Raw genomic sequence first — 22,516 nt, forward strand, 5'->3', positions numbered from 1 at the left:
ACCAGGGAACCGGGCGTGGCTCCTTCGGAAACCGTGCTCGCGGTGAATAACGTACATAGCCAAATCTGCAGAGCGCCGGTTGTGCCCTCGGATGCGGTCTCGGTATCGGACGTCTGGTCGAAAACAACCGAAATGCGTCACTCGTACCGGGTAAACGGCTGATACGCCATAACTTGTGTGGTTTCGCAGCCGTTTCATCGTGCGCGGGTGAGCGCCCGCAACCGTGTCTGGAAGGGCAGGGAACCCATGAAACGGGCTACCCGAAACAGTGTGATCGCCGTCGCCGCCGTCTCCGGTGCGATGGCCGTGACGGGAACGGCGTACGCCGATGCCGCGGCGAACGGCTCCACGAGCGCCTCGCCGGGACTCATCTCCGGCAACGGCATCCAGTTGCCGGTGCACCTCCCGGTGAACGTGTGCGGGAACACCGTGAACGTGGCCGGACTGCTCAACCCGGCGATGGGCAACAGCTGCGCCAACGTCGGCGGCCACGCCACAGGGAAGGAAGGGAAGGAGGGGAAGGGAGGCACGTCGGGCGGTGCCACGGCCCACAGCAGCACGCACGACTCGCCGGGCGTCCTCTCCGGCAACGGCATCCAGCTCCCGGTGGATCTGCCCGTGAACGTCAGCGGCAACAGCGTGAACGTGGTCGGCATCGGCAATCCCGTCTTCGGCAACCAGTCGGTGAACACCTCGGACGCCCCCGACGAGCCCGCACCGCCGCGGGTCACTCCGCCGGTGCACTCCGAGCCGCCGGTCCGGACGCAGCCGCACGACCCTCCCAAGGCCCACCCGAAGCCGGCCCCCGTCACCGTGTCGCAGCCGTCCGGCACCCTCGCGAACACCGGAGCGGACGACACCTGGGCCGTGGCCGCCGTGAGCCTGGCGTCACTGATGGGCGGGGCGGTGCTGTACCGGCGCTTCCGGCCGCGGACCACCGTCCGGTAGAACGCATCCGGGCCGCCCCGGCCGACGGGGGCGGCCCTCTTCGGCCGGGAGCATGCCCGCTCCCGGCGCGGGCACCGGCCGCGTCGCCGCGGGCCGGGGCCGCGCGGGGTCACCACCCGGTGAACAGCAGATGGTTCAGCAGGAGCGCGGGCACCGCCTGCGCGGCGAGCCAGGCGCGCGGTCGCGGCAGCAGCGCGCCGGCCGGGAGCAGCCACATCGCGAACGGCAGCCAGATGCGCTCCGTCTCCGCCTTGCTCATCCCCGACAGATCGGCGGCCAGCAGGGCGAGCAGCGCCGCCGCCACGACGAGGGCGAGCCGGGCCTCGGCCCGGGGAGCCGTACGGCGGCGGGCGAGCACCGTTGCCGCCCGCCGCAGCCCCGCCGCCGTGGCCAGGCCGGTGATCAGCACCGTGCAGGCCAGGTTGGCCCACACCCAGTAGCCGTACGGGCGGATGCCGCCGACGCCCTGGTAGTAGCGCGTGACCAGCAGCCGGTACCCCTCCCACCAGTCGAACCCGGCGAGCGCGAGCGCCACCGGCACGACCGCCGTCCCGGCCAGGAGCAGCACCAGCAGGACCGGTCGTGCCCGGACCCGGCGCCGCCCCGCCACCAGAACCGCCGCGCCGATCAGCGCGAAGAGCGTGAGGCCGTAGGAGAGACAGCAGGCCAGGCCGAACAGCAGCCCGCTGCCCGCCGCCCAGGCCACGGACCGGCCGGTGACCGCGAGGGCCAGCAGGGCCACCGACCAGGCGGCGACCGCCGCGAAATACCCGTCGGCCGAGGCGCCCACCCACACGGCGGCCGGAGCCATCACCAGGAACGGCGCCGCCCGCCGGGCCAGGCGCTCGTCGGCCAGCGCCCGCACCGCCACCAGCACCGCCACACAGGCCGTCACGCCGACGGTGATGCACCAGGCACCGGCCCAGCCGCCGCCGCGCAGACCGATCCGGTCCAGGAGGACGAAGGTGAGGGTGGCCGCCGGCGGATGACCGGCGATGTGGGCGGGCCAGGGGTCGGGGGAACCGCTCACGATGTGGTGGGTGAAGTCCCGCAGGGCGGCCGGGATGTCGTGGAAGCGGCCGATGACCGTGAGGTACTCGTTGCGGGTGGTGAGCCGGCCGGCCACGCCCCGCTCCCAGCCGTCGACCAGCGCCAGCGACCAGGTCCAGGCCAGGGCCGTCGCCCAGGCCGCGAGGAGCAGTCCCCGCCACGGCAGCCGGACGGCGACGGACGGCCCGTACGCCACCACGGCGACCGCCACCAGCACGGCGGCCGGCGTGCCCGGCCCCAGGTGCGGGTCCCAGTCGGCGAACAGCGGCGGCCAGTGGACGAAGAGGGTGCGGTAGGTGTCCTGGAGGTGCCGGCCGACGAACACGGCGACGAGCACGAGCAGGACGGCGGCCGAAGCGGCACTGAGGTCGGCGAGGCGACTGCGGAGACTCACACCGGAACGCTAGGGCGGCGTCCGGGGGAAAAACGGGACCGGCGGCCCGACGTCAGACTTTCGTCATGGGTCGCGCGCCCGTTCCGGGGGTGCTCCCGGCCTACCGTCGGACCATGCGGAACGACGACCCACGCCTTCCCTCCTCGCCCGGCTTCTGGCGCAGCCCCCTGCGTGGCACCCGGTTCACCTCGGTGCTCGGCCTCGTGCTGCTCGTCGGCATCACCGTGCTGTTCGTGACGGGCCTGGTGTCGTACGCCGCCTACAACCCGGGCCTGTCACCGGTGAACGACCAGACCCCGGACAAGGGAATCCTCGGCTTCTATCTCTTCGCCTGGCCGACCGACCCGTCCTGGCTCTACCGCCTCACCCAGGGCCTGCACGTCACCCTCGGCATCACCCTGATCCCGGTCCTGCTGGCCAAGCTGTGGTCGGTGGTACCGAGGCTGTTCGCCCTGCCCCCGGCCCGCTCGCTCGCCCACGCCCTGGAGCGGATCTCCTTGCTGCTGCTGGTCGGCGGCGGGCTGTTCGAGTTCACGACCGGCGTCCTCAACGTCCAGCTCGACTACGTCTTCCCCGGCTCCTTCTACCCGCTGCACTTCTACGGCGCCTGGGTGTTCTTCGCCGCGTTCACGGCGCACGCGGTGCTGAAGACGCCGACGGCCGTCCGAGCGGTGCGGCGACGCGGACGGGACCAGGGGGAGTTGGTGCCGCCGCGCCCCGATCCGCCCACCGTCTCGCGGCGCGGGGCGCTGTGGTTCGTCGGGGGCGCCTCGCTGCTGCTCCTCGCCACGACCGTGGGGCAGAGCATCGGGGGAGCGTTGCGGCGCACCGCCCTGCTCGCGCCGCACGGCGGAGCCGACCCGGGCAGCGGACCGAACGGCTTCCAGATCAACAAGACGGCCGCGTACGCCGGGATCGTCGCCGCGGAGACCGGCGAGGAGGCCTGGCGGCTCGTCGTCACCGGCCGCACCGGAACGGTCCGCCTCAGCCGCGCGCAGCTCCTCCGCATGCCCCTGCACAGCTCGGCGCTGCCCATCGCCTGTGTCGAGGGCTGGTCCACGACGGACCAGTGGTGGCGCGGGGTCCGGCTGCGCGACCTCGCCGCGCTCGTCGGCCACGACGGCGACCCGCCGGACGTGTTCGTGGAGTCGCTCCAGCGGCACGGCGCCTTCCGCCGCGCCGCCCTGCGCGCCAACCAGGTGGCCGACCCGCGCTCCCTGCTCGCCCTGTACGTCAACGGCGAGGACCTGTCCCCCGACCACGGCTACCCGGCGCGGGTCATCGTGCCCGCCGCACCCGGTGTGCTCAACACCAAATGGGTGGCCCGGCTGACCTTCGGAGACCTGTGATGCGTCCGCGCCCGCCGCTCGGCAGCCCTTTCCAGATCCTCCTGCTGGCCTGCTCGTTCGCGCTCGCCGCCTACGCCGGGGTGCGGCTGTTCGCGGGCGACTGGCGCGGCGTGGCGCTGTGGCTGGTGGGGGCGGCCCTGCTGCACGATCTCGTGCTGCTGCCGCTGTACGCGCTCGCGGACCGGGCGGCCGTACGCGGCCTGGACGCCGCCGGCCGGCGGGCGTGGACGATGTACCTCCGCGTCCCGGCCGCCCTGTCCGCGCTGCTCCTGCTGGTGTGGTTCCCGCTGATCAGCGGGATGGTGGACCGCCGTTACCGGTCGGCCACCGGCCTGTCGGCGGACGGCTTCCTCGCCCGCTGGCTGCTGATCACCGCGGTGCTGTTCGGCGGCTCGGCGCTGCTGCTGGCGACGAGGGTGTCCCCGCTGGAGCGAATGCGACGGCGGGGGAGGCCGCGCAGGGCGACGAAGCGGCGCCCGCCGGCCGTCCACTGACCTGCCGTACGCCAGCCCGCCCGGCGCGCGTACCGCAGCAGCGCCGGGGTGCCGAGCCGCGCCCACGGGAAGGCGCCGCCGCCCGTCCCGCCCTCGGCGCCGCCGCCGCCCGCCCCGGCCCCGGTGCCACCGACCACCTGCACCTCGGCCAGCTCGTCGACGTCCACCGCGGCGGTCTCGGCGATCAGCAGGCCGCCGGGGCACAGCAGCCGGGCCACCCGGTCCAGCAGGGCGCGCGGGTCGCCGCCGATACCGATGTTGCCGTCCATCAGCAGGACGGTGCCCCAGCGTCCCTCGCCGGGCAGCGGCTCGAACACCGACCGGCGCAGGGCCTGTCCGCCCAGCCGCACGGTGTGGTCGACGGCGGCCTCGCTGACGTCGATCCCGAGGACGGTACGGCCCCGCACGGCGAGTTCGGCGACCAGCCGCCCCGGTCCGCAGCCGACGTCGAGCACGGCGCCCTCGCACCGGTCCAGCACCGCCTGGTCGACCGGGTCGGCCCGCGCGCACCACCGCTCCACCTCCAGCGGCAGCAGCCAGCCGTCGGTGCGGCGCAGGAACAGCGGGCCGCGCCCGGTGCGCAGGGCGGCGGCATAGGGATCGGCCCCGGCCCAGGCGACGGCCGGCGGTGTGCCCCTCATCGCCCGGCCCCGGGGTGCGCGGTGCACCGGGCCAGCCGGGCGGCGAACCGGCCGTGCGGTGCCAGGGCGGCGACCGCCGCCGCGTCGGCCGCGGTGTCCACGTCCCGCAGCCGTGGCAAGTCGTGCACCCGCAGCCCCGCGGCCACCAGCCGCCGCCGCTGCACGGCGCCCGTCTCGGGTGCGGACATGGGCACGCCCCGCAGCAGGGCCGGGTCGGGCCGGGCCAGCCCCAGCGCCCAGAAGCCGCCGTCCTCCGCCGCGCCGAAGCAGGCGTCGTACCCGGCGAAGTCCACGGCGAGCAGCTCCGGGGTCACCTGCGGGGTGTCCATGCCGATGAGCAGGGCGGGCCCGGGGCACCGCGCGAACGCGTCGGCCAGCCGCAGGTCCAGGCCGCCCGCGCACTGCGGTACGACGTCGAAACCCGGCGGCAGCCAGGGGCCGGGGGCCCCGTCGAGCACCAGCACGCGCCGGGTGGCGGGGGTGTCGGCCACGGCCCGCAGGGTGTCGGCGAGCGCCGCCTCGGCCAGCGAGGCCGCCTCGGCGGGGGTGAACGGCGGGGTGAGCCGGGTCTTCACCCGCCCCGGCAGCGGCTCCTTGGCGATGACGAGCAGGGTGGTCACCGTACGGTCCTCCCGTCGGCCGGGGGCTCGGCCAGCACCCGGCTCATGTCCCGGACCGCCTGCCAGGTGCCGCGCCAGGTGCCGGTCACCTTGGAGGAGCCGGTGCGCGGCCGGTACGGCACGTCGTGCTCGGCGATCCGCCAGCCCGCGTCGGCCGCGCGGACCACCATCTCCAGCGGATAGCCGCTGCGCCGGTCGCTGAGACCGAGCCCGAGCAGCGGCTCCCGGCGGGCGGCGCGCAGCGGGCCGAGGTCGTGCAGGCGCAGTCCGGTCCGGCGGCGCAGCAGCCGCGCCAGCGCGAGGTTGCCGGCCCTGGCGTGCGCCGGCCAGGCGCCCCGGCCCCGCGCCCGCCGCCGTCCCAGGACCAGGTCGGCCTCGCCGTCGCGGACCTCCCGGACGAAGGGCACGAGCAGCGCGGGGTCGAGGGAGGCGTCGCAGTCGCAGAAGCAGACGATGTCGGCGGTGGCGGCGGTCAGCCCGGCATGGCAGGCGGCGCCGAAGCCGCGGCGCGGTTCGGGGACCACGGTCGCGCCGAGGGCGCGGGCGATGTCGGCCGAGCCGTCGGTGGAGCCGTTGTCGACCACGAGGGCGCGCCAGCCGGCCGGGATCCGGGCGAGCACCCAGGGGAGGGCCTCGGCCTCGTCCAGACAGGGCAGCACCACGTCCACGCCCGCCGGTGATGATGGTGTCGAGGGGGTCACGACGTTCACCCTACGAACGGGAAGCGGACATTTCGGACCGCCGCTCCTTACGAAACGCGGACGTCGACGGCGGGGCCCGGCCTCGGGTGCGACACCCGCGAGGGCCCGGTGCGAGGCTGGAGGCATGCAGCAGCCGCACGTGCCCACGAGGGGCGCAGCCACGGACGGGACCGCAGCCGGCCCCGCAGTGCCCGCTCCGCCCGCCGCCCCCGGGACCGCCCGGGTCCTGGTCGTCGACGACGACACGACCGTCGCGGAGGTCGTCGCCGGATACCTCGGCCGCGCCGGTTACGCCGTCGACCGGGCCGACGACGGCCCCACCGCCCTCGTCCGCGCCGCCGCCCACTGGCCGGACCTGGTGGTGCTCGACCTGATGCTGCCCGGCATGGACGGCCTGGAGGTGTGCCGGCGGCTGCGCGCCCGCGCCGCCGTTCCCGTCGTCATGCTCACCGCCCGGGGCGACGAGGACGACCGCATCCTCGGCCTGGAGGTCGGCGCCGACGACTACGTGACCAAGCCGTTCAGCCCCCGCGAACTGGTCCTGCGCGTGCAGTCGGTGCTGCGCCGCACGCGTCCCGGGGCCGACACCCGCCCGCTGGCCGCGGCCGGCCTCGCCGTCGACCCCACCGCCCGCCGCGCCACCCGGAACGGCACCGAACTCGCCCTCACCGTCCGCGAGTTCGACCTCCTCGCGTTCTTCCTGCGGCACCCGGGGCGGGCGTACGGCCGCGAGGATCTGATGCGCGAGGTGTGGGGCTGGGACTTCGGAGACCTGTCCACCGTGACGGTCCACGTCCGCCGGCTGCGCGGCAAGGTCGAGGACGACCCGGCCCGGCCGCGCCTGATCCAGACCGTGTGGGGCGTCGGCTACCGCTTCGACCCCAGCGGCGGGGAAGAGGCGGACTGACATGCGCGACACCCTGCTCATCGCCCTGTACGCCTTCGCCGGGGCCGCCTTCACGGGCCTGGCGGGAGCCGTCGCGCTGCGGCTGCTGCGGCGCCGCTCGCTGACCGCGTCCCTCGCCGTGGTCGCGGCGGTCGGCGTGGGCGGCGTGCTCGCGGGCACCCTCGCGGTCGCGTGGGCGATGTTCCTGTCCCCGCACGACCTGACGGTGGTGACGACGGTCGTCGCGATGGCGGCCGTGGTCTCCCTGGCGACCGCGTCGATACTGGGCCGCTGGGTCGTCGCCCGCAGCCGCGAACTCGCCCTGGCGGCCCGCTCCTTCGGCGAGGCCGGCGACTTCGCCGCCCCCGCGGCCCCGGCCACCGCCGAACTGGCCGAGGTGAGCCGCGAGTTGGCCGCGACCAGCGCGAAGCTCACCGCGTCCCGGGAGCGGGAACGCCTGCTGGAGACCTCACGCCGGGAACTCGTCGCCTGGATCTCCCACGACCTGCGCACCCCGCTCGCCGGTCTGCGCGCCATGGCGGAGGCCCTGGAGGACGGCGTCGCCGCCGACCCCGACCGCTATCTGAAGCAGATCCGCACCGAGGTGGAGCGGCTCAACGACATGGTCGGCGATCTCTTCGAACTCTCCCGCATCCACGCCGGCACCCTCCCGCTGACCCCGTCCCGGATCTCGCTCTACGACCTCGTCGGCGACGCCCTGGCCGGAGCCGATCCGCTCGCCCGCGCCCACGGCGTCCGGCTGGTCGGCGACCGGGTGGAGCCGGTGCCGGTGGAGGTCGACGCCAAGGAGATGAGCCGCGTCCTGGGCAACCTGCTGGTCAACGCGATCCGCCGGACCCCCGCCGACGGCACGGTCGCCGTCGCCGCCGAGCGCTCGCCCGACGGGGTCGTGCTCTCCGTGACGGACGGCTGCGGCGGCATCCCCGAGGAGGACCTGTCCCGCGTCTTCGACACCGGCTGGCGCGGCACCCACGCCCGCACCCCGCCGGCCGGGGCGGGCCTGGGCCTCGCCATCGTGCGCGGGATCGTCGAGGCCCACCAGGGCCGCGCCACCGTACGCAACATCCCCGGCGGCTGCCGCTTCGAGGTCACGCTGCCCCCCGCCCCGTAGCCCGGACCGCGCCGCCGGGCTCACCCGGCGGCCGCGAACTCCCGCATGCCCTCGGCGAAGCCGACCTCCGGCTTCCAGCCCAGCTCGGCCCGCAGCCGCGAGGAGTCGGCCGTGATGTGCCGTACGTCCCCGAGCCGGTACTCCGCGGTGACGACGGGCGCGGGCCCGCCGTGGGCGTCGGCCAGCGCGCGGGCCATCTCGCCGACGGTGTGCGGCTCGCCGCTGCCGGTGTTGTAGACGGTGAGCACGCCCGGAGCGGACCCCGCCTCCAGCGCCACGGCGTTGGCCGCGGCCACGTCCCGCACCTGCACGAAGTCCCGCCGCTGGCGCCCGTCCTCGAACACGCGGGGCGCCTCCCCCCGGGCCAGCGCGGAGCGGAAGAAGGAGGCGACGCCGGCGTAGGGGGTGTCGCGGGGCATCCGGGGCCCGTACACGTTGTGGTAGCGCAGCGACACGGCCGACCCGCCGACCGAGCGGGCCCAGGCGGCGGCCAGGTGCTCCTGCGCCAGCTTCGTCGTGGCGTACACATTGCGCGGATCGGCCGGCGCGTCCTCGCCGACCAGCCCGGGAGCGAGTTCCGCGCCGCACACCGGGCACCTCGGCTCGAACCGCCCCGCGTCCAGATCGGCGACGGCCCGCGGCCCCGGCCGGACGACTCCGTCGCGCGGGCAGGTGTAGCGTCCCTCCCCGTACACCACCATCGAACCGGCCAGCACGAGGCGCCGTACGCCCGCCTCGGCCATGCCGGAGAGCAGGACGGCGGTGCCCAGGTCGTTGCGGGAGACGTACTCCGCCGCGTCCTCGAAGCCCTTCCCGAGCCCGACCATGGCGGCCTGGTGGCACACGGCGTCCACGCCTGCCAGGGCCTGCCCGACCGCCGCGGGATCGCGCACGTCGGCGGCGGGATCCGCGCGCACGTCGAACACGATCGCCTCGTGCCCGCGCGCCGTCAGCGCCTCGACGACATGAGAGCCGATGAACCCGGCACCGCCGGTGACCAGTACACGCATGGACCCACGCTAGGCCCGCGACGCCGGCGGGCCAGGGGGCCGCGCCCGTACGTCACGACTCCGTAAGGGGCACGGGGCACCGGCCGGGCGGCCTCACAGCCGGACGGACAGATGGCGGGGCCCGCGCAGCATGGCGTTCTGCCGGTACGGAGGAGACTCCTCGGCCAGGCGGGCCGTGCCCAGCCGGGGGAGCAGCGCGCGGAGCGCCGTCTCGGCCTCGATCCGGGCGAGCGGTGCGCCGTAGCACAGGTGGATACCGCCGCCGAAGCCGAAATGCTCGTTGTCGGTGCGGGCGGGGTCGAACCGGTCCGGGTCCCGGAACGCCCGGGGGTCGCGGCTGCCCGAGGCCAGCACCAGGAAGACGGAGGTGCCCTGGGGGATCGTGGTGCCGGCGATCTCCACGTCGACCAGGGGCGCCCGCTCACGCATGTGCACCGGGGGCTCGTAGCGCAGCAGTTCCTCCACCGCGAGCGGCAGCAGATCGGGCTCGCGGTTCAGCCGCTCGATGTGCTCGGGCTCGCGCAGCAGGGTCAGCACCCCGTTGGTGATCAGGTTGACGGTGGTCTCGTGGCCGGCGATGAGCAGCAGCGACGCGGTCACCCCGAGTTCGTCGTCGGTGAGCCGCAGCGACGGATCCGGTTCGGCGACGAAGGCGGAGAGCATGTCGTCGGCCGGGTTGCCGCGACGCTGTCGGGCGAGCTCCAGCAGGTACTGCCGCATCTCGCTCCCGGCTTCCCGGCCCGCCCGGTCCGCCTCGGCGGTGTCCTCGCCCGGCCGTACGTCGGCCGCCGCGACCAGGGCGTCGGACCAGCCCCGGAACAGCGGCTCGTCCTCGCGCGGCACGCCGAGCAGCCGGCAGATCACCGTGACCGGCAGCGGGTAGGCGAAGTCGTCGACGATGTCGACCGGCCGGTCCGTGGGAAGCGCGTCCAGCAGCTCCCCGGTGATCCGGGCGATCTCCCCGCGCATGGAGTCGACCCGGTCGGGGCTGTGCGGGGGGCCGAACGGCCGCATGGCCAGGGTGCGCAGCCGGTGGTGCTCGGGGTCGTCGAGCCGCAGGAACGACGGGTCCTTGTGGTGCTCGGACGCCGACCAGGTGCACAGCGAGCGCTCGTCGGCGCTCAGCCGGGGGTCGTGCAGCAGCGCGGCGATGTGATGGTAGCCCCCGACCAGACAACTGCCGTCCGCCTGCCACACCACGGGCCCGGCCTCGCGCAGCTCCGCGTAGAGCGGGTACGGGTCGGGGCGGTTCGCGTAGTCGGTGATCCGTGCCAGCAAGGTGTCGGAGGCCATGGTGACTCCTCGGGTCGGACGGTGACGCGGGTCAGCGGGGCGGCTGCACCACCATCAGCCGGCGATCGGGCAGGTGGCCGGTGAGCGCGACGACGGGCTCGTGGGAGAGTCCCTTCGGGTCCGGCACGTCGGACGGAATCGGCACGTCGGCCGCGATCGCACGGTCCGCCGCGCCGGGCGGGGGCGGGAACGGAGCCGCGGTCTCGATCAGGTGCCGGTAGTAGTCGAGCGACTTGGCCATGTCGACGGTGACCGCGGCGGTGACCCGCCCCCGGTAGCCGTAGACCACCGCCAGCCGGCGTGCCTCCAGGGAGCCCTGGGCGATGACGACATGGTCGGAGTAGGTGGGCACGCCCACCGACTTGATGTTGAGTCCGAACTGGGTCGACCAGAACGTCGGCACGGCGAGGTGCGGCCGCTGCAACGGACCGGGATTGATCATGTTGTGGGCCGCCACCTCGGCCTGGGCGACCGCGTTGCCCCAGTGCTCCAGCGACAGCATCTGGTACCCGAACAGCGGGTGCGGGAACCGGGAGACGTCACCGGCCACGAACACGTCGTCGGTGACGATGCCGTACATGTTGAAGGCCCGGCACCCCGCGTCGCAGGCGATTCCGCGCGCCCCCGCCGCCAGCCCCGACTCCGCCAGCCACTCGACGTTGCGGACCGCTCCCAGCGCCACCACGCACACGTCCGCCTCGACCCGGGTGCCGTCGGACAGGTCCGCACCGACGAACCGCTCGTTCCCGTCACCGAGCAGCGCGGTGACCGTCACCCCGCAGCGCAGGTCCACGCCGTGCCCGCGGTGCATGACGGCCGCGAGCTGCGACAGCGTCCCGCCGAGGGCGCCCACCAGGGGCGCGGGGCCGCGTTCGGCGACGGTGACGTCCAGTCCTCGCTCCCGGCAGGCCGAGGCGATCTCCGAACCGGTGAAACCCGCGCCGATCACCAGCACCCGCCCCGGCCCGGCGTTCAGCCGCTCGGCCAGCCCCGAGGCGTCGTCCCGGGTGCGCAGCGTGAACACCCCGTCCAGGGCGGCTTCCCGCGCGTCGGGCCAGGGGCGCGCCCGGGTCCCGGTGGCGATCAGCACCCGGTCGTACGGCAGTGACTCGCCATCGGCCAGCAGCACCCGTCTCTCCAGCAGGTCCAGGCCGGTGGCGGCCACGCCCAGCCGCCAGTCGGCGTCCGGGTCCCGGCGGGTGGGCAGCGCCGTGGAGTCCGCCGGCACATCGCCGATCAGCACCTGCTTGGACAGCGGCGGCCGGTCGTAGGGCGGGTGGGGTTCGTCGCCGACCACGGTCAGCGATCCGGTGAAGCCCTCCTCGCGCAGCGTCTCCGCGGCCCTCAGCCCGGCGAGGGACGCGCCGACGACGACGATGCGGCCGTCCCGCGGTTCACCCGCCATCGGCCGCCACCGCCTCACCGGCGAGAATGGCCTGGACCGGGCAGGCGGCCACGGCCTGGCGCACCCGCTGCACCTGGTCCTCGGGCACCGACGGGGCGTACAACAGCCCCTCCTGTCCATGCAGTTGGAACACGTCCGGCGCGAGGAACACGCACTGCGCATAGCCCTGGCAGCGCGTGAGGTCCACGACGATCTGCATGGTCACCGCTCTCCTCGCATCGACGCCTTTCGTTCCATCATGGACAGCGGTACGACGGCCCGCCACGCGAAGCCGTGCGGACCGCGACGCGGCCGGTGCCCGGCGGACCGCGACGGCCGGACCAGGGCGGGCAACGGCGCGGCGGCGCCCGGTACTCCCCGGACGTGTCCCCGGTCCGCCCGAACCGCGCGGTTTTCACCGGGCGTTGACGGTGAGCGTCGACACCGTGCCGCGAACGGACGGCAGCGGCGGCGGGGGTGAGAAGGGGGCGCGTCCGGAAGCGGCGGGCCGGGAACGGGGACGCGACGGGGGGCAGCCGGACCACGCGGCTTCCCGGCCCGCGTGCTCAGAGGTCGCGTTCCTCCAGCGGCCGAACGGCGGGGCCCTGCAGGATGCGGCCGTCCGGGGCGAAGCGAGAGCCGTGGCACGGGCACTCCCACGCCTGCTCCGCACGGTTGAAGGCCACCACGCAGCCGAGATGGGTGCAGCGGGCCGAGACCGCCTGGAGCCGGCCGCTGTCGTCGCGGTGGACGGCGCACTGATGCCCGCCCAGACGCATGACGGCACCGTCTCCCGGGGCGAGGTCGTCGGGCGAGGATGCCGTGGCCGAGGGCAGCCGGTCGCCGACGAAGTGCCGCGCCACCTGGCCCTGGTGCTTGAGGAACGACATCCCTTCGCGGACCACGGAGGCCAGTCGGCGCGGATCGTACAGGCCTGCCCACTCGACCGTCTCGCCCGCGACCAGGTCGCTGATCAGCCGGCCCGCCATGATGCCCCCGCTCAGGCCCCAGCCACCGAAACCGGTGGCCACGTACGTGTGGCGGCTGCCGGGGTGGAACGGCCCCACGAGAGGCACCGAGTCGGTGGAGTCGTTGTCCTGGGTGGCCCACCGATGGGTGAACGTCAGGCCCGGGAAACGGTTGTCGGCCCACGCGGTCAGCCGGGCGAACCGCTCCTCGACGTCGGCGGTGCCGGGGGTGAAGTGCTCCCCGGTGGCGATCAGCAGCCGTTTGCCGTCGCCGTACGGGGCGCTGCGGACGGACCGGGTGTTCTGCTCGGTGGTGATGTACATGTCGCGCGGCGCCCGGTCCGCGTCGAGGGTCCCCGCCACGACCAGCTCGCGGCGCGGCGAGAGCCGGGTGAAGAGCAGCGCCCGGTCGAAGATCGGGTAGTGCGTGGCGATCACGACCTCCCGGGCCCGCACCGACACCCCCGCGTCGGTCGACAGGACGCAGGGTTCGCCCTCGGTGAGGCCGGTGACACGCGTCCCCTCGTACACGGCGCCCCCGCGACGGCGCAGGTCGTCCGCCAGCGCGAGCAGGTACTTGCGGGGATGGAACTGCGCCTGACCGGTCACCCGGACCGCACCGGCGACCGGGAAGGGCAGATCCGTCCCGGTGACGAACTCGGCCGGCAGACCCGCCTCGCGCGCCGCCTCGGCCTCCGCCCGCAGCTGCGCGACGCCCTGGGGGTTCTCGGCGTACGTGCAGGCGGCCGCCTCCTCCCAGTCGCAGTCGACACCGAGGTCGGTGACGATCTCGGCGGCGCGGCGGATCGCGGCCGTCTGCGAGCGCGCGTACAGGCGCGCGCCCTCGGGGCCGCGGGTGCGGCGGAGATGGTCGTACACCAGGGTGTGCAGGGCGGTCAGCTTGGCCGTCGTGTGGCCGGTGACCCCGGCCGCGATCCGGTCGGCCTCCAGCACAGCCACCTCGCGGCCCCGCCGGACCAGCTCCCAGGCGGTGCTGAGCCCCGCGATCCCGCCGCCGATCACCGCGACATCGACGGTGATGTCCCCGGCGGGCGGGGGAGCGGGGTCGCCGGGCGGCGCGGTCTGGAGCCAGTACGATCCTCGGATTCCTCGCTCAGCGTCCATGGCCGCCGAGTTCCCGCCGTGCCGACGTGACACGCACCACCGGGGCCGAAGGCCGCGGTGCCTGCTCCCGACCGGCGGGTTTCAGTGGGCGGGACAAGGTCTTTTCCTCGCGCAGGCGGGTACTCGATGCCCCGCACGCGCGCCGGAGGCCGGTACGCCCGGCCCTGGCACGAGCTGACAAGGAGGGACCTATGGGTACGGTCAAGGAAGCCGTCGACGTCGAAGTTCCGCTCACCGTGGCGTACGGCACGTGGACGCAGTTCGAGGAGTTCCCCAACTTCATGGAAGGCGTCGAGGAGGTCCGGCAGCTCGACGACCGGCACAACCACTGGACCACCAGCATCGGCGGGGTGCGGCGCGAGTTCGACACGGAGATCGTCGACCAGCTCGCGGACGACCGGATCACCTGGCGGTCCATCGCGGGAGACACCCACCAGCGCGGATCGGTGCGGTTCGAGCGGATCGACGACACCCACACCCGCGTGGAACTCACGCTGGACGTCGAGCCCACCGGCCTCGCCGAGAAGGGCGCGGACGCCCTGGGCATGATCGACCGGCGGGTGAAGGGAGACCTGCACCGCTTCAAGGACTACATCGAGCGCGGCGGCGGCGAGCGCGGTGGCTGGCGCGGCCGTATCCGGCCCGGAGACCCCGGCTCGACCCTGTGACGAGACGCGGGGGCATGCGCTCGGCACGCCCACGCGCCCCACGGTCGCGGAAGCCCGCGACCGTGGGGCGTCGCTCCGGGCGGACCGGCCCGACATCGTGACGCGGATCTTCCGGAGTGAGTCTTCCGGTACGGCGGCTCACCGGTCCGTCAGCCGGCCGCCGCCGGTGCGTCACTCCTCCACCACCACCCGGATCGTGGCCAGCCGCCCGTCGGCCGCGTCGGGCAGGTTCATGCCCGCCGCGACACCGGTGGTCAGGTAGCGCAGGACGGGCTCGGTGAGGCGTTCCCCCGGCAGGACGGCCGGAATACCCGGCGGATAGGGCGTGATCATCTCGCCGGCCGTCCGGCCCGCGGCACTGTGCACGGGTACGTCTTGGTGACGGCCGAAGTAGGCGTCACGGGGCAGCAGGGCCTGCTCCACCCGCAGCTCGGCCGGGGACGGCACGTCGACGCGCGGCGCGTCCCGCAGTTCACCGGCGTGGCCGGCGAGATCGCGCAGGGCGGTGAGCAACCGGCCGGTGCTGTGGTCGTCGTCGGCGTGGGTGAGCTGGGCGCTGATCCGCCGGTGGTCGAAGAGATGCATGTCGACGTGGTGGTGCGCGCGCAGCCAGTCGGCGGCCCGGTAGCCGGTGACCCCCAGCGCACCGATGTCCATGACGACCGGCAGGGGATCGAACTCGGCGGCGCGGCCGGGCCCGCAGAAGTCGTGCGCGTCGTTGACGTGGATGCCGTCGATCCCCTCGATCGCGGCCCGGGTGCGCTCGGCCAGCCTCAGCGCGTGGTCCATGAGGCCGTGCCCGTGCTGGACCATCTGCCGACGCCAGGCGTCGATGCCCGCGTACAGCAGGACGTTGGGGCTCGTCGTGCCGAGGAGGTCGGCACGGGAGGCGAGTTCGGCGGGGTCGACGAGGTCGCCCTGGAGATGGAAGACGGAACCCTGTTCCAGGCCACTGCCCATCTTGTGGATGCTGGTCACGCAGACGTCGGCGCCGGCGTCCATCGCCCAGGACGGCAGCTCGTCGTGGAACGGCAGGTGCGCTCCCCACGCCTCGTCGACGATCAGGGGTTTGCCCCGGCGGTGGCAGATCTCGGCGATGCTCCGCAGGCCGGCCGCGCTGCCGTACGGGGTCGGGCTGGTGACGAGGGCGCCGTCCGCCTCGGGGTGCTCGGCGAACGCCTTGTCGTAGGCGGCCGCCGAGGGGGCGTGGGCGAGGTGACGCTCGGAGTCCCACTGCGGTTCCACCCAGACCGGCTCGACGCCGGACAGGATGAGCCCGGCGATCACGGACTTGTGGGCGTCCCGGCCGACGACCAGGCGTCCGCCGGGGCGGGTCACGGCCAGCATGGCGGCCTTGACCGACAGGGAACTGCCGCACGTGGAGAAGTACGTCCGCTCCGCGTGCACGGCGTCGGCCATCAGCCGCTCCGCCCGCTCCAGCACCCGCCCTCGACAGAGCCGGTCGTCCAGCCCGCCGTCGGCCAGTACGTCACCGAGGTACACGGCGTCCCCGAGCACCGCCCGCGCCCGTGGATCCGCACCGCGGGCCCGCTTGTGCCCCGGAGGGGAAAAACCCAGTTCGTCGGTCCGGTGATAGCGGGCCAGGGCGTCCAGCACGGGTGCCTCGTCGTGGTTGTGATCCATGGCCCGGGGGTTCCCCCCACCGCTGTCCGCATGCCCGCGCCGGGGCCGGTCGCGCCGTCGTTCGCCGCGTCCTTCGCGGCGCGCCGGACGACGGGAACAGGACCGTACGGCCCCGGGCGGTATCAGCGGCTGTATCGAGGGCACTCGGCTGTCGGCACCGCCCGCGGCGCGCCCCGGCCGTTCACCGGTGCCCCTAGTGCTGTCACGCCCCAGGAGGTGCCGTCACCGTGGCCGAGAGCGCCGATTCCTCCAAAGACGCCCGGCTCTCGCCGCAGGAGCGCCTCGCCCTGTCGCGGATCGAGACGCAGCTGCGCCGCGACCGCCGGTTCGCCCGCCGGATGAGCGGACGACCCACCGGGATGTGGCTGCGACTGACCGTCGCCGTGCTGGCCACGGCCTCGGTATTGCTGGCGGTCATGGGGATACGCACCTCGGACCCCACGATGCTCTGGGGTTTCGCGGTGGTGTGGCCGCTGACGCTGCTGCTGGGCGGGCGGCTGCTGCGCCGCGCCCGCCGGGGCGGCGGCCCCTCCGGCCGGGACCGGCGATGCGCCTGAGGACGAGCGATCCCCACGCCCCCGGATACACCCGGCAGCGCTGTGGTCGCGGATTCCGCTACCTGGACACCACCGGCCGTCCCCTCACCGACCCGGCGGAGCGCGAGCGGCTGAGAGCGCTGGTCATCCCCCCGGCCTGGACGGACGTATGGATCTGCCCCGAGCCCAACGGCCACATCCAGGCGACCGGCACCGACGCGGCGGGACGCCGTCAGTACCTGTACCACCAACGGTTCCGCGAGCAGCAGGAGACGGCCAAGCACGACCATGTGCTGGAGGTCGCCGCGACCCTCCCACGGCTGCGGCAGCGCGTGACCGAGGACCTCGCCCTGCGCGGCCTGTGCCGCGAACGCGTCCTCGGCTGCGCGGCCCGGCTGCTGGACCTGGGCTTCTTCCGGATCGGGAACGACGCCTACACCAAGGACAACGACACCTACGGCCTGACCACGCTGCTGCGGGAGCATGTGTCCTGCCGCCGGGACCAGGTCCGCTTCACCTACTCCGGGAAGAACTCCAAGGAGGTGACGCGGACCCTCGTCGACGAACCGGTCTCCCGCGCCACCCGTGCGCTGCTGCGCCGGCACGACGGCCGGCCGCGGCTCTTCGCCTACCGGGAGGGCCGGGACTGGCACGACGTGCACGCCGCCGATCTCAACGACTACCTGCGCGACGGCGCGGGCACCGATCTCACGGCGAAGGACTTCCGGACCTGGCACGCCACCGTACTGGCGGCCGTCGCGCTCGCCGTCTCCGCGCCGGTGGCCGAAGACTCCGACACCGCCCGCACACGCGCGGTGCGCCGGGCCGTCCGGGAAGTGGCCGACTACCTGGGCAACACCCCGGCCGTCTGCCGGGCGTCGTACATCAACCCGCGCCTCATCGAGCTCTACGAGGAAGGCCGCACCATCGCCCCGGCCCTCGGCTCCCTGGGAGCCGGCGCCGCGCCCGGCTGCCCGGCCACGCAGGGCGTGGTCGAGGAGGCGGTCCTGCGGTTCCTCGCGTAGCGGGCCACCGGCGGCCGACACGCGCGGCGTACGGCATCACCAGGGACCAGGTGCCGCGCCCACCGGTGCCGCGCACCGGCATGCCGCGGATCGGGCCGGTCCCGGCCGCGCGGCAGCCGGTCCCGGCGGCGCCGGCCTCTCTCAGCCCTTCCGCAACGCTGTCCCGGCCTCGCGGGAGCGCCATTCCTCCACGGTCTCCTGCTGCCGGCGGGCCCGTTCGAGGAGCGAGTCGAGTTGCCGGGCGTCCAGACGCTTCTCCGCCCGGGTGAGACCGCGCAGCGTCTCCCACCCGGCCGTCTTGCCCTCCACCGCGATCCGCAGCGCCTCCAGCTCCAGGAAGGTGCTGAGCGGAGAACGCCGCACCAGGCGGCCGTTGCCCTTCAGCCGGGCCAGCTTCTCGGCCGTCCAGCCCGCGCAGACCTTGTAGCGGCGTACCGGCACGCCGAGGTCGCGCATGATGCCCAGCAGAGCCTCGCGGTCCTGGGCGATCTCGGCGCTCACCGGGGCGAGGGCCTCGGCGAGCGCCGAGCCGCGGACCGAGCGCACCAGATGGCGGATCCGCTCGGTGCCGGCGGTGGCGCCGGCCAGATGATCGTTGAGGTAGATGCCCAGCAGGGCCAGGTCGGCGCCGCGCGTGTCCTCGGACCGGAGCGTGCCGGAGCGTCGTCGTTCGTTCATCGCGTGTCGCCTTCGTCCGTTCACCGGGGCGACGGGACCGGACCCCGCCGCTTCCCGCAGCGAGTACCCCCGCCGGGCGGCGCGCACCGCGTGGGTGCCCTGCCCGGCAGCACGCTCCGCGGCCACCGGCGCCCCACGCCCCCGCTCGGCCGGCGTCACCTTTCGGCGTCCCCCTCCGGGATCGTGGGTCAGGACCTCACGGATCAGAGGGCTGGCAGGGGCCGGCAGCCGATTCCCTCCCCCGGCCGGCCGTACTCCTCGCACGTCATGGGCCCACCCGGTCCTTCGACCGGTGGGACATCCGACCACCGGCCCGGCCAGCCCCGCCGACCGGTGATCCGGCACGACCCCGTGCGCACCCCGGTCACCGTCGGACGGCGCGGCACCCGCCGGACGACCGTCACCGTGCGTCCCCGCCGGTGAGCGGAATGGTCCGGCCGCCCTCCTCGGCGAGCCGACGGGAGATCGCTCGGGCCGCCGCGCGTCGGGGGTGCCGCTTCGCCGGGCCAGCTCGGCGAGCGTCTGCGCGCGATGGTCACCGTCGAAGGGGCCGAGCAGGGTGAACGCCCGGTCGATCACCGGTTGCCCCTCGGCAGGTCTGCCTCCCGTCTCACCGGGGCGCCGTCGTCGGACATCGCCTCGCCCTCTCGCCGTTCCGTTCATCGGAATCGCTCATGCCGGTGTACGGGCCTGCTTCCTACGGTGACACAAGCAGGAACCGTGCCCCGAAGCTCGGAGGAGACCCGCATGACCTCGACCGGACTCGTCGACGTACACGCCCATTTCGTCACCGACAGCTATGTGGCCGCCGCCCGGTCGGCCGGTATCGACCATCCGGACGGGATGCCCGGCTGGCCCACCTGGAGCGTCGACGGGCATCTCGACCTGATGAAGCGCTCGGGGATCGAGAAGTCCTACCTGTCGGTGTCCTCACCGGGGGTGCACTTCGGGGACGACACCGAGGCCCGCGCCCTTGCCCGAGAGGTCAACGAGTTCGGCGCCCGCGTCCGCGCCGGGCATCCGCAGCGCTTCGGCCTCTTCGCCTCCCTGCCCCTGCCCGACATCGAGGGCGCGCTCGCCGAGGCCGCCCACGCACTCGACGTCCTCGGCGCGGACGGAGTGACGGTGGAGACCAACCACCACGGCCTCTACCTCGGCGACCCCCGGCTCGAACCGCTGTGGCAGGACCTCGACCGGCGCGGCGCCGTCGTCCTCGTCCACCCCACCTCGCCGCCCCACGCCGCCGACCTCGCCCTCGGCAGGCCGCGGCCGATGCTGGAGTTCCTCTTCGACACCGCCCGCAGCGTGAGCGACCTCCTCTTCGCCGGCGTCCTCGCCCGGCACCGGCGGATCCGCTGGGTGCTGACCCACGGAGGCGGAGTACTGCCGCTGCTCGTGGACCGCTTGGAACTCTTCCGCCAGTTCGGCGCCGGGCCCGCGGACGCGCCCGGCGCCGTGGAGCAACTCGGACGCCTCTGGTACGACATGGCCGGAACCCCTTTCCCGCGCCAGATCCCGGCGCTGGACGCGGCGTTCGGCACCGAGCGACTCCTCTACGGCAGTGACTCCTGCTGGACGCCCGGTGACCTGGTGCTCGCCCAGGTGGACTCCGTCGACTCCGCGGTGCAGCCGTCCGCCACCGACACCTGGCGGGACCTCACCACCCGCAACGCGCGTCGCCTGTTCGCCGCGGACGCGCGATGACCGCCGCACGGGCGTGCACCGTCTGTCGCCGCCCACCGTCCAGATAGCGGGCGGACGCGTGCACGGCCGCCTTCTGGGCCGAGACGCCGGCATGGCTCCGCGACCGGCCCCGTCCCGGCACCGGAGCCGGAACGGGGTCGGTCGCGGAGCCTGCCGGCAAGGGCTACCGGGCTGCCGTCGCCGTGTCAGTCGACGGTGATCCAGGTGCCCTTGTCCGGGTGCCAGTGGATGGTGGCTTTCTGGAAGCGTTGTGCTCGGCCTCCGTCGGCTTCGTCGGTTTCGTCGGTGGTGGGGTAGCCGAGGGCGCTTTCGTGTCCTGCGGCGTGGAAGGCGTCGTAGATGGCGTCGTGTACGACGTGGGTGCCGGTGGCGGGGGACCACAGGAAGAGTCCTCGTTCGAAGAACTGGTAGCGTCCGCGGGTGCCGTCGGGGGCGGGTGAGGCGTCGGCCTCGTCCATGGTGGGGAAGCCCCAGCGTCGTTCCGCGTCCGTCGCCCAGAAGGTGTTGAGGATGTCGCCGTAGACCGCGTGGGCCGCATCCGGGTGCCACAGGATGATCCCGTGCTCGAACTGCTGGAACCGCCCGTCCAGCGAGGCGTCGCGTTCGCCCCGCACCGGCCGGCCGAGGACGCTGCCCGGACCGCCCATGCTGTCGTACTTGACCGCGATGCTGCCGTACGGCACGAGGTCGTCCAGGTTGTCGTAGCGGCGGGGCGAGAACCCGCGGAGCCCGTCGGGCCACTCCCGTTCCTCGGCCACATGCCCGAAGTCGTACTCCTCGCGGACCACCGGCCGGGTGTGGGCCGCGTCCGCCCAGCGGACGAACAGGGCCACGTGGTCGATGCCGCCCGAGTCCCGCAGCAGGGCGTCACCGGACTGGAGGTCGTCGGCCGGGATGCCGGACGTGACGTCCCACAGGCCCCAGGTGGTGAGGGAACTGCTCAGATGCCAGGCCATGGACACATAGCCCGAGCAGTCGGGGCGATAGCAGCCGAACCGGTTGTCGTGACAGCCGCTCTGACCGTACGGCACCTGTTCGTCGATCCACGACCAGGCGCGGTCCATCGCTTCGCCCCGCCCGATCGGTTCGTCGGGGCCTGCCGCGCTCGCGGACGGTGTGGCGCAGAGGGTGGCCGCGAGCGTCACCAGCGCCAGAGCCGCCAGGCGACGCACCGTGCGGTGAAGAAACCTCAAGGCAGCTCTCCTGTTCAGTCGGCGGTGATCCAGGTGCCCTTGTCCGGGTGCCAGTGGATGGTGGCTTTCTGGAAGCGTTGTGCTCGGCCTCCGTCGGCTTCGTCGGTTTCGTCGGTGGTGGGGTAGCCGAGGGCGCTTTCGTGTCCTGCGGCGTGGAAGGCGTCGTAGATGGCGTCGTGTACGACGTGGGTGCCGGTGGCGGGGGACCACAGGAAGAGTCCTCGTTCGAAGAACTGGTAGCGTCCGCGGGTGCCGTCGGGGGCGGGTGAGGCGTCGGCCTCGTCCATGGTGGGGAAGCCCCAGCGTCGTTCCGCGTCCGTCGCCCAGAAGGTGTTGAGGATGTCGCCGTAGACGGCGTGGGCCACATCCGGGTGCCACAGGATGATCCCGTGCTCGAAGAGCTGGAACCGCCCGTCCAGCGAGGCTGCCTCCTCGGCCCGGACCGGCCGGCCGAGCACGCTGCCCGGACCGCCCATGCCGTCGTACGCCGCCCCGATCGTGCCGTAGGGCTGGAACGCCTCGTCCTCCAGTGCCCGGGCGACGTCCTCCGCCTGGTCGTACCGCTCCGGGTACGCGGAGCGCTGGACGGCCTGGGCGAGCTGCCCGGCGGTGCTGCCCTCCATGCCGGGCTCCATCTGCAGAGCCACCTCGAAGAACTTCCCCGCCGCGTAGTCGACGTCCGTGACCTGTTCGGGCGAGCCCCAGCCCTGCGAGGGGCGCTGCTGGAAGACGCCGAGCGAGTCCCGGTCCCCGCACGACAGGTTGTTCATCCGGGACTCGACCCAGCCCGTCTCGAACCCGGCGAGCATGACCTTCCCGGACACGTTCATGCGCTGGCCGACCTCGTAGACCTTGCGGGTGACCGCGATGTCCCGCTCCTCGGGGACGTAGCAGTACAGCGTGGCGGGGGCGGTGTGGTTCAGGGGGCCGGGGATGCCCTTCGGGGGCTTCACGGTCCGGGCGCTCGCCGGGCTGCCGCTCAGCGCGGTCAGGACCATGAGGACGAGCAGGGCCGCGCCGCCGGGTCTCGCACGTCGTGATCCGACGCCTCTCATCTGTTCCTCCTGTGCCGG

Annotated in this window: 21 protein-coding genes; 8 read left to right on the top strand and 13 right to left on the bottom strand. The window is 74.0% G+C overall.

Annotation, left to right across the window (positions count from 1 at the left end; all coding sequences use genetic code 11):
• Positions 1-270: 270 nt before the first annotated feature.
• Positions 271-948, top strand: a complete 678-nt coding sequence (locus ACZ7KF_RS29075; RefSeq protein ID WP_471081231.1) for a chaplin — start codon at positions 271-273, stop codon at positions 946-948.
• Positions 949-1,057: 109 nt separating this feature from the next.
• Here the strand turns inward: ACZ7KF_RS29075 and ACZ7KF_RS29080 are convergent, their stop codons facing one another.
• Positions 1,058-2,392 carry a hypothetical protein gene (locus ACZ7KF_RS29080; RefSeq protein ID WP_471081235.1) on the bottom strand — a complete coding sequence of 445 codons (1,335 nt, stop codon included), beginning with the start codon at positions 2,390-2,392 and terminating at the stop codon, positions 1,058-1,060.
• A gap of 113 nt (positions 2,393-2,505) precedes the next feature.
• Here ACZ7KF_RS29080 and ACZ7KF_RS29085 point away from each other — a divergent pair, with 113 nt between their 5' ends.
• Entirely contained in the window at positions 2,506-3,741 is a 1,236-nt protein-coding gene (locus ACZ7KF_RS29085) for a molybdopterin-dependent oxidoreductase (protein ID WP_471081238.1), read from the top strand.
• Between the two features lie 313 nt (positions 3,742-4,054).
• On the opposite strand, the gene ACZ7KF_RS29090 is transcribed toward ACZ7KF_RS29085, so the two are convergent.
• From ACZ7KF_RS29090 to ACZ7KF_RS29100, 3 genes are read right to left on the bottom strand one after another with little or no spacing between them, the layout of a single operon-like run.
• A complete protein-coding gene (locus ACZ7KF_RS29090) occupies positions 4,055-4,876 on the bottom strand; it encodes a class I SAM-dependent methyltransferase (RefSeq protein ID WP_471081240.1) in 822 nt (273 codons plus the stop codon).
• The gene (locus tag ACZ7KF_RS29095) at positions 4,873-5,496 is read right to left on the bottom strand and encodes a TIGR04282 family arsenosugar biosynthesis glycosyltransferase (RefSeq protein ID WP_471081243.1); all 624 of its coding nucleotides are present in this window, start codon (positions 5,494-5,496) and stop codon (positions 4,873-4,875) included. Before ACZ7KF_RS29095 ends, ACZ7KF_RS29090 begins: the two co-directional genes overlap by 4 nt.
• Complete coding sequence (locus ACZ7KF_RS29100; RefSeq protein ID WP_471081246.1) at positions 5,493-6,206, bottom strand: glycosyltransferase family 2 protein; 714 nt, start codon at positions 6,204-6,206, stop codon at positions 5,493-5,495. The genes ACZ7KF_RS29095 and ACZ7KF_RS29100 overlap by 4 nt, the downstream gene beginning before the upstream one ends.
• Before the next feature lie 115 nt (positions 6,207-6,321).
• On the opposite strand from ACZ7KF_RS29100, the gene ACZ7KF_RS29105 reads away from it, so the two are divergent.
• Both ACZ7KF_RS29105 and ACZ7KF_RS29110 read left to right on the top strand, forming a co-directional pair.
• Entirely contained in the window at positions 6,322-7,104 is a 783-nt protein-coding gene (locus tag ACZ7KF_RS29105; RefSeq protein ID WP_471081249.1) for a response regulator transcription factor, read from the top strand.
• 1 nt (position 7,105) lies between these two features.
• Positions 7,106-8,215 carry a sensor histidine kinase gene (locus ACZ7KF_RS29110; protein ID WP_471081253.1) on the top strand — a complete coding sequence of 370 codons (1,110 nt, stop codon included), beginning with the start codon at positions 7,106-7,108 and terminating at the stop codon, positions 8,213-8,215.
• A gap of 20 nt (positions 8,216-8,235) precedes the next feature.
• On the opposite strand, the gene ACZ7KF_RS29115 is transcribed toward ACZ7KF_RS29110, so the two are convergent.
• The 5 genes from ACZ7KF_RS29115 to ACZ7KF_RS29135 all read right to left on the bottom strand — a co-directional run bounded on the left by ACZ7KF_RS29115 (position 8,236) and on the right by ACZ7KF_RS29135 (position 13,995).
• Positions 8,236-9,225 (bottom strand): NAD-dependent epimerase/dehydratase family protein, encoded by a 990-nt coding sequence (locus tag ACZ7KF_RS29115; RefSeq protein ID WP_471081256.1) that lies wholly within the window; start codon positions 9,223-9,225, stop codon positions 8,236-8,238.
• Between the two features lie 93 nt (positions 9,226-9,318).
• Entirely contained in the window at positions 9,319-10,518 is a 1,200-nt protein-coding gene (locus ACZ7KF_RS29120) for a cytochrome P450 (RefSeq protein WP_471081259.1), read from the bottom strand.
• Positions 10,519-10,549: 31 nt separating this feature from the next.
• Entirely contained in the window at positions 10,550-11,923 is a 1,374-nt protein-coding gene (locus tag ACZ7KF_RS29125; protein WP_471081261.1) for an NAD(P)/FAD-dependent oxidoreductase, read from the bottom strand.
• Positions 11,913-12,122, bottom strand: a complete 210-nt coding sequence (locus ACZ7KF_RS29130) for a ferredoxin (RefSeq protein WP_471081264.1) — start codon at positions 12,120-12,122, stop codon at positions 11,913-11,915. The genes ACZ7KF_RS29125 and ACZ7KF_RS29130 overlap by 11 nt, the downstream gene beginning before the upstream one ends.
• Before the next feature lie 346 nt (positions 12,123-12,468).
• Complete coding sequence (locus ACZ7KF_RS29135) at positions 12,469-13,995, bottom strand: FAD-dependent oxidoreductase (protein ID WP_471081266.1); 1,527 nt, start codon at positions 13,993-13,995, stop codon at positions 12,469-12,471.
• A 191-nt stretch (positions 13,996-14,186) separates the two neighbouring features.
• Between ACZ7KF_RS29135 and ACZ7KF_RS29140 the strand changes: the two genes are divergently transcribed.
• On the top strand, positions 14,187-14,663 hold the full coding sequence (locus tag ACZ7KF_RS29140) for an SRPBCC family protein (protein ID WP_471081269.1): 477 nt from the start codon (positions 14,187-14,189) through the stop codon (positions 14,661-14,663).
• A 171-nt stretch (positions 14,664-14,834) separates the two neighbouring features.
• Here the strand turns inward: ACZ7KF_RS29140 and ACZ7KF_RS29145 are convergent, their stop codons facing one another.
• Complete coding sequence (locus ACZ7KF_RS29145; protein ID WP_471081272.1) at positions 14,835-16,307, bottom strand: aminotransferase class I/II-fold pyridoxal phosphate-dependent enzyme; 1,473 nt, start codon at positions 16,305-16,307, stop codon at positions 14,835-14,837.
• A gap of 227 nt (positions 16,308-16,534) precedes the next feature.
• On the opposite strand from ACZ7KF_RS29145, the gene ACZ7KF_RS29150 reads away from it, so the two are divergent.
• Both ACZ7KF_RS29150 and ACZ7KF_RS29155 read left to right on the top strand, forming a co-directional pair.
• Entirely contained in the window at positions 16,535-16,864 is a 330-nt protein-coding gene (locus tag ACZ7KF_RS29150) for a DUF3040 domain-containing protein (protein WP_471081275.1), read from the top strand.
• Positions 16,855-17,868 carry a DNA topoisomerase IB gene (locus tag ACZ7KF_RS29155; protein ID WP_471081277.1) on the top strand — a complete coding sequence of 338 codons (1,014 nt, stop codon included), beginning with the start codon at positions 16,855-16,857 and terminating at the stop codon, positions 17,866-17,868. Before ACZ7KF_RS29150 ends, ACZ7KF_RS29155 begins: the two co-directional genes overlap by 10 nt.
• Positions 17,869-18,009: 141 nt before the next feature.
• Here the strand turns inward: ACZ7KF_RS29155 and ACZ7KF_RS29160 are convergent, their stop codons facing one another.
• A complete protein-coding gene (locus tag ACZ7KF_RS29160) occupies positions 18,010-18,546 on the bottom strand; it encodes a hypothetical protein (RefSeq protein WP_471081280.1) in 537 nt (178 codons plus the stop codon).
• A gap of 747 nt (positions 18,547-19,293) precedes the next feature.
• Here ACZ7KF_RS29160 and ACZ7KF_RS29165 point away from each other — a divergent pair.
• On the top strand, positions 19,294-20,250 hold the full coding sequence (locus ACZ7KF_RS29165; RefSeq protein ID WP_471081283.1) for an amidohydrolase family protein: 957 nt from the start codon (positions 19,294-19,296) through the stop codon (positions 20,248-20,250).
• A 185-nt stretch (positions 20,251-20,435) separates the two neighbouring features.
• Here ACZ7KF_RS29165 and ACZ7KF_RS29170 read toward each other — a convergent pair whose 3' ends face one another.
• Both ACZ7KF_RS29170 and ACZ7KF_RS29175 read right to left on the bottom strand, forming a co-directional pair.
• A complete protein-coding gene (locus tag ACZ7KF_RS29170; protein WP_471081286.1) occupies positions 20,436-21,443 on the bottom strand; it encodes an LGFP repeat-containing protein in 1,008 nt (335 codons plus the stop codon).
• 14 nt (positions 21,444-21,457) lie between these two features.
• Positions 21,458-22,498 (bottom strand): LGFP repeat-containing protein, encoded by a 1,041-nt coding sequence (locus tag ACZ7KF_RS29175; RefSeq protein WP_471081289.1) that lies wholly within the window; start codon positions 22,496-22,498, stop codon positions 21,458-21,460.
• Positions 22,499-22,516 lie beyond the last annotated feature (18 nt).

Source organism: Streptomyces sp. NPDC038200 (genome assembly GCF_055600785.1).